General features: G+C 64.8%; 5 protein-coding genes. All 5 read right to left on the bottom strand.

The annotated features are described in order from the left end of the window. Positions 1 to 59: 59 nt before the first annotated feature. The gene (locus EOD07_RS20770) at positions 60 to 1,454 is read right to left on the bottom strand and encodes a MotB family protein (protein ID WP_127236792.1); all 1,395 of its coding nucleotides are present in this window, start codon (positions 1,452 to 1,454) and stop codon (positions 60 to 62) included. Then, on the bottom strand, positions 1,451 to 2,080 hold the full coding sequence (locus EOD07_RS20765; RefSeq protein WP_127236791.1) for a hypothetical protein: 630 nt from the start codon (positions 2,078 to 2,080) through the stop codon (positions 1,451 to 1,453). The genes EOD07_RS20770 and EOD07_RS20765 overlap by 4 nt, the downstream gene beginning before the upstream one ends. 3 nt (positions 2,081 to 2,083) lie before the next feature. Continuing rightward, on the bottom strand, positions 2,084 to 3,742 hold the full coding sequence (gene fliF, locus EOD07_RS20760) for a flagellar basal-body MS-ring/collar protein FliF (RefSeq protein ID WP_127236790.1): 1,659 nt from the start codon (positions 3,740 to 3,742) through the stop codon (positions 2,084 to 2,086). 181 nt (positions 3,743 to 3,923) lie between these two features. Beyond that, a complete protein-coding gene (locus EOD07_RS20755; protein ID WP_127236789.1) occupies positions 3,924 to 4,994 on the bottom strand; it encodes a flagellin in 1,071 nt (356 codons plus the stop codon). Positions 4,995 to 5,318: 324 nt separating this feature from the next. After that, a partial coding sequence (locus tag EOD07_RS20750) for a flagellin (RefSeq protein WP_281059074.1) occupies positions 5,319 to 5,487 on the bottom strand: 169 nt, incomplete at its 5' end.

Here is a 5,487-nt window from a genome sequence, read left to right as displayed (position 1 = left end):
TGGCGATCCTGCCGCGAGCAATAACAGCGCTATCGCGCCGCCGATGACGCTCCTGCCCTTCATCCGCCGGCCGTCATCAGGATTTCGATGCGCCGGTTCGCGGCCGCCATCGGATCGGAGGCGATCTTGGGCTGCCGGTCGGCGAAGCCCGCGACCTCGGTGATGCGGCTTTCGTCGACGCCACCGCGCACCAGCATGTAATAGGCCGAATGGGCGCGCGCGGTGGACAGCCGCCAGTTGTCGTAGGTGTCGCTGCGGAACGGTCGCGCGTCGGTGTGGCCGCTGATGGTGATGGTGCCCTTCTTCTGGTTGACGATGCGGCCGATCTTTTCCATCGCCAGCACCAGCTCACGGCGCGGCATGGCCGAGCCGATCTCGAACATGCCGAAATCGAGCTGGTCGGTGATCGAAATGACGACGCCCTTGTCGGTGGCCTCGACCGAGACGCCGTCGGCGAGCTTTTCGCCGGGCAGGAATGCCTTGGCGAGTTCCTTCTTGATGTCCGCCGCTTCCTGGAGGGCGGCTTTGCTCGGCGTCTTGTCGCCCTTGTCGGCGGCCTGCTCTTGTTCGGCCTTTTCCGCCTCCGCCGCCTCGGCTTTAGCGTCGCCGGCCGCGGCCTCGCGCTTGTCGGTCTCGGCTTTCCCGCCCTGCGCCTTCTCGGCCTTGCTGCCTTCACTCGATGGCTTCTCGGACTCGCCCCGCGCGGCTTTTTCCGGGGTTGCCAGCGGTTCGAGCGGCGCGGCCGTGAGCGGAGGTGCAGCCGGAACGGCCTTCACCTTCGGCACAGCGACGGTGGCGACCTTCTCGCCGGGCTTGGCCGGATCCCCGTCGATCCTGGCGCGCTCGGCGGTGGCCTCGGCGCCAGGCGCCGCCACCTGCTGCGACCAGAAATCCGGCTCGAATGGATCGCGATAGGATTCGCCGCCGGAGGCGCCGGTCGCCGGACCGGACGCCTGGGCGCCGCCTTCGCCCTTGGCGCTGACATTCTGCATCACGCCCGTATCGGCGGCGATCTCGGCCAGCACGGCGTAGGGATCGGCAAACAGCTTCTCATCGGAGAGCTGGGCATCCTGCGCCCCGTCCTTGGTCTGCCGGCGTTCGGAGGAGCCGGCGCCGCCCTTGCCGTCATCGCCCGCCTTGGTCGCGCCCTGCTGCGGGTTGTCCGCCGTCAGCCCGACCTTGCTCGGGCCGTCACCCAGATCTTCCAGGCCCTTGCGGCTGGAGTTGCGGTCGATCAGCTCGACCGGATTGAAATAGCTGGCGACGGCTGCCTTGGTCTGCTCGTTGGCGGCGTTGATCAGCCACATGACGAGAAAGAAGCACATCATTGCCGTCATGAAGTCGGCGAAAGCGATCTTCCACACGCCACCATGGTGATCGTCGTCGTGACCGTCGTGATTGCGCTTGACGATGATGATCTCGTGCCGGGGGTCGGCATGCTCGACGGTGCTCATGACAGGACCTCCGACAACGACGCCGACCACTCGGCGATACGCGTCTCGAACACCGTTTCGTCAATGGTGACCGTCAAGTCGAAGCCCGGCGCTTCGGTGAAGTCGAGATTGGCGGCGCGGGACCCGAGCGACGCCTTCAGCGGCTCGAACAGCGAGAGCGGTCCCCGGACACCGATACGCACGGCCTCGCTGTCGGCGACCGCGGTGACGATGGCGTGCGAAAGCGCCTGCAGCGAACGTTGCTGAAGGTCGTCGCTGAGAAGGCCGCCGACGATGCGGGCGACGGTCGCGCCGGCAAGCTCGGCAACGCGCCGCTCCATGGCTTCGATCCGCTTGGCGACCGCGGCGCCAAGATCGCCGCCGAAGCTTTCAAGGAAAGCTTTGGCCGCATCGTCACTGGCCTGGCGCTCGGCGTCCAGCGCAGCCTGGTGGGAGAGCGCAGGGCGGGCCTCGAGCGCTGCCTCCGCGTCGGCAACCGCCTCGGCGATCAGCGCGCCGATATCGGCCTGCGGCGACGGCGCGGCCGGCATGTGTTGGACGTCACCGCGATCTTTCGGCACCTGGCTGGCTGCCGAGGTCCGCGACCCGAAATCGGGCAGGAGATCGAAGAGGGCTGCCGAGGCCATGGCCTAACCCACGGCTTCCGGGGCGGCCGCCCATTTGCGCAGGATCTGCGCGGTGCGCTCCTCGTTGAGATCGACCATGCGGGCTAGCCGCTCCTGCGGCGCCGGCCGGATCTTCTGGCGCAGATCATCGAGCGGCGTTGCGCCGGCGCGCGCGCCAGGCAGGGTGCCGGCCGGGGTCTCGGCGGTGATCGCGGCGACGGGCGCATCGGGCGTCGGCAAGGAACGCTGCACGTCGTCGAAGCTCGGGCCGGCAATGGCCGCGGGCTTCGCCGACGCCGTCAGCGCCGCGGCCATCGGCTTCAGGCCGAAGAAGGCCACCAGGAAGACGACGACGATGAAGGCGCCGGCATTGATCAGCGTGCCGGTATAGGTGCCGATCGAGGCAAGGATGCCAGGCTGGTCGATCGGCTCGCCGTCGAGGCCGTTGATGAACTCGACCGCCGACACGTCGATGACGTCGCCGCGCTTGTCGTCGAAACCGGTCGCCGAGGCGACCATCTTCTGGATATCGGCGACGCGCTTGGCGATCTGCTCCGGGGTGGCGTCCTTGCCGAGGATTGTCTTCAGCCGATCCTGGTTGACGACGACCGCGATCGACATCTTGTTGACCGTGTAGCCGTTCGAAACGGTCGCGATCTTCTTCGAGTTGATCTCGTAGTTGGTGATCTCTTCCTTGCGGTCGTTCTGCGAGGAGGATTGCGGTCCCTCGGTGGTGGTGGTCTGCGTCTCGGGCAGGTTCTGCTCGACGCTGGTCGGGGTCGAGGCCTGCTTCTGGTTGCTGGCCTCGTTGGTCTTGACCGATTGCACCGAACGCTCGACGCGCGAGTTCGGATCGAAGATCGTCTCCTCGGTCTGACGGGTGTCGGTGTTGACGTCGGCCTTGACGCTGGCGCGGAAATTGTCCGGGCCGAGATAAGGAGTCAGTGCCCGGCGGATGTTGTCGCCGATCTGCGTTTCGACCGTCTGCTCGATGCCGAGCGTGCGGGCAGCGCTCGTGTTGGACGGGTCGTCGCCGGCGGCCAAAAGGTTGCCGTTGGAATCGAGCACCGTGACCTTGTCGGCCGAGAGGCCCGGAACAGCCGCGGCAACGAGGTGGCGGATCGACATGGCGCTCTTTTCGGCATCGTTGCCGGCATAGCGGATGACCACCGAGGCGGAGGGCTGCTGCTCGTCGCGGCGGAAATTGGCGCGCTCGGACATGACGATGTGGACGCGCGCCGCCTTGACGCCCGAGATCGACTGGATGGTGCGCGCGATCTCGCCTTCCAGCGCGCGCACGCGGGTGATCTGCTGCATGAAGGAGGTGAGGCCGAGCGAGCCGACATTGTCGAACAGCTCGTAACCGGCATTGGCGCTGGTCGGCAGGCCTTTCTCGGCAAGCAGCATGCGCGCCTGCGCGGTGGTGCCGGCCGGCACCAGCACGGAGGTACCGTCGGAGCCGACATCGAAGCCGATGCCGGCGTCGGCCAGCACCAGGCCGATCTGGTTGACGTCGGAACGCTCGAGGCCGACATAGAGCGTCTCATAGGCCGGACGGTTGAGATAGACGGACGCGATGCCGATGACGGCCATGACCAGGGCCGCGATGCCGCCCATGAGCGCCAGACGTTTCACGCCGAAGCTCTTCAAATTCGCGATGATGCCCTGGATCTGTTCCGGCACGATTCAACCGCTCCCAGCATGACTGTCCGCCGGAAGACTAGACCGCGAAGCTTGTGCGAGGATGATAGGACGTGCCGCCAAAGAGCCAGCAAGATGCTGAACGCGCACCTTCCTTCCAGGCAACGAAAAAAGGCCGCGTTTCAGACGCGGCCTTTTCGTCGGTCGATGGTGATCAGGCGGCTTAGCCGTTCTTGAACAGCTGCAGGATCGACTGCGAGGAGCTGTTGGCGATCGACAGGGACTGGATGCCGAGCTGCTGCTGGACCTGGAGCGCCTGGAGGCGGGTCGATTCCTTGTTCATGTCGGCATCGACGAGCTGGCCGACGCCGCGGTCGATGGAGTCCATCAGGCTCTGCGTGAAGGTCTTTTGCAGGTCGATCGAGCTTTTGGCGGCGCCGAGCACGGTGGCGGCGTCGGTAAGCTGGCTCATGACGTTGTCGATCTTGGTGACCATCTGCGTGATGATGTCGTCGGTCACGCCCGTCGCCGTGATGTCGAGATTGAAGGCGGAGACGTTGTCGATCTTGACGGGCGTACCCGTCACCGCGCCTTGGCCGGCGGTGTTGGCGGCGATGTCGGTGCTGCCGGCGGCGATCGAGGCCGCGTAGGCGGCGTCATATGCCGACTGGTCCGTGGCGGTGGAATAGATCGAGGTCTTGCGATCGAGGATGCCCTGGTTCTTGACGGCGGTGGAGAGGCCGGAATCGAACAGCTTGGTGCTCTCGACATCGATGTCGATGGTGCCGAGCGAGATGGCGCCGGACGAGGAGCGATTGAACGAGGAGACGATCTTGGCGTCGGGCTGGACGCCATCATTGGGGGCCGACACTTGCGTGGACGTGACCGAAAGATAATTCGAACCGGAGAAGGTGGCGGCGTCGGCGAAGGATTTCATCTGCGCCTGCAGCGCGGTGATTTCGGTCTGTGTCTTGGCCTTGTTGGCATCCGACTGGCCCACGGCCGAGAGAAGCTTGGTCTTGATCTGGCCGATGGTCGAAAGGACATTGTTCATGCCGGTATAGGCGGTGTCGACCTTCGAGGCGCCGAGGCCGAGCGCGTCCTGCACGGTCGACAGCGCCGAGTTGTCGGAGCGCATCGTAGTGGCGATCGACCAGTAGGCAGCGTTGTCGGAGGCTTCGGAAACCCGGTAGCCGGTCGATATCCGGGCCTGTGTCTGCTCGAGCGATTTGTTGGTGGCGTTGAGGCTTTGAAGTGCAGTCAACGCCGCAGCGTTCGTCATGATGCTCGCCAAGAAACTCGCTCCTTCTCAAAAGCCGGCATGCCATACAGGCCGAGTCGGCAACCTGTCGTAAGCCATTGGTTAACCATATCTAGCGCGATATGGTTAATGGCCTGTTAAAAGTAGGCTTTCGAGAAGTTAAGAAGCGAAGGTTGCGCGGGCCTTAAGCAAAGCAATTCCAGGAAAAGTGTGAAACGGTTTTCCGTCCGGAATTGCTTCAAAGCAAATCGAGATGGAGCGGTTCACCGTTTCCGTGAAACGGCGAATCGCTCCAATGAAAAATCGGGCCGCGCTTTTGGCGCGGCCCGATGCTTTGACCCGGTCAGTATAGAGCGATCAGCCGCGGAAGAGCGACAGGATCGACTGCGAGGAGCCGTTGGCGATCGACAGCGCCTGGACGCCGAGCTGTTGCTGCACCTGCAGCGCCTGGAGGCGGGTCGATTCCTTGTTCATGTCGGCATCGACGAGCTGGCCGACGCCCCGATCGATGGAGTCCCTCAGGCCC

This window comes from Mesorhizobium sp. M2C.T.Ca.TU.002.02.1.1 (assembly GCF_003997225.1).
The sequence above is the reverse complement of the archived record's forward strand: the minus strand, read 5'-3'. Positions and strand labels throughout refer to the sequence as shown.

Excerpts from the sequence above, each read along its gene's own strand:
- EOD07_RS20765 (WP_127236791.1), bottom strand. The coding sequence starts at position 2,080 with ATGGCCTCGGCAGCCCTCTTCGATCTCCTGCCCGATTTCGGGTCGCGG.
- EOD07_RS20770 (WP_127236792.1), bottom strand. The coding sequence starts at position 1,454 with ATGAGCACCGTCGAGCATGCCGACCCCCGGCACGAGATCATCATCGTC.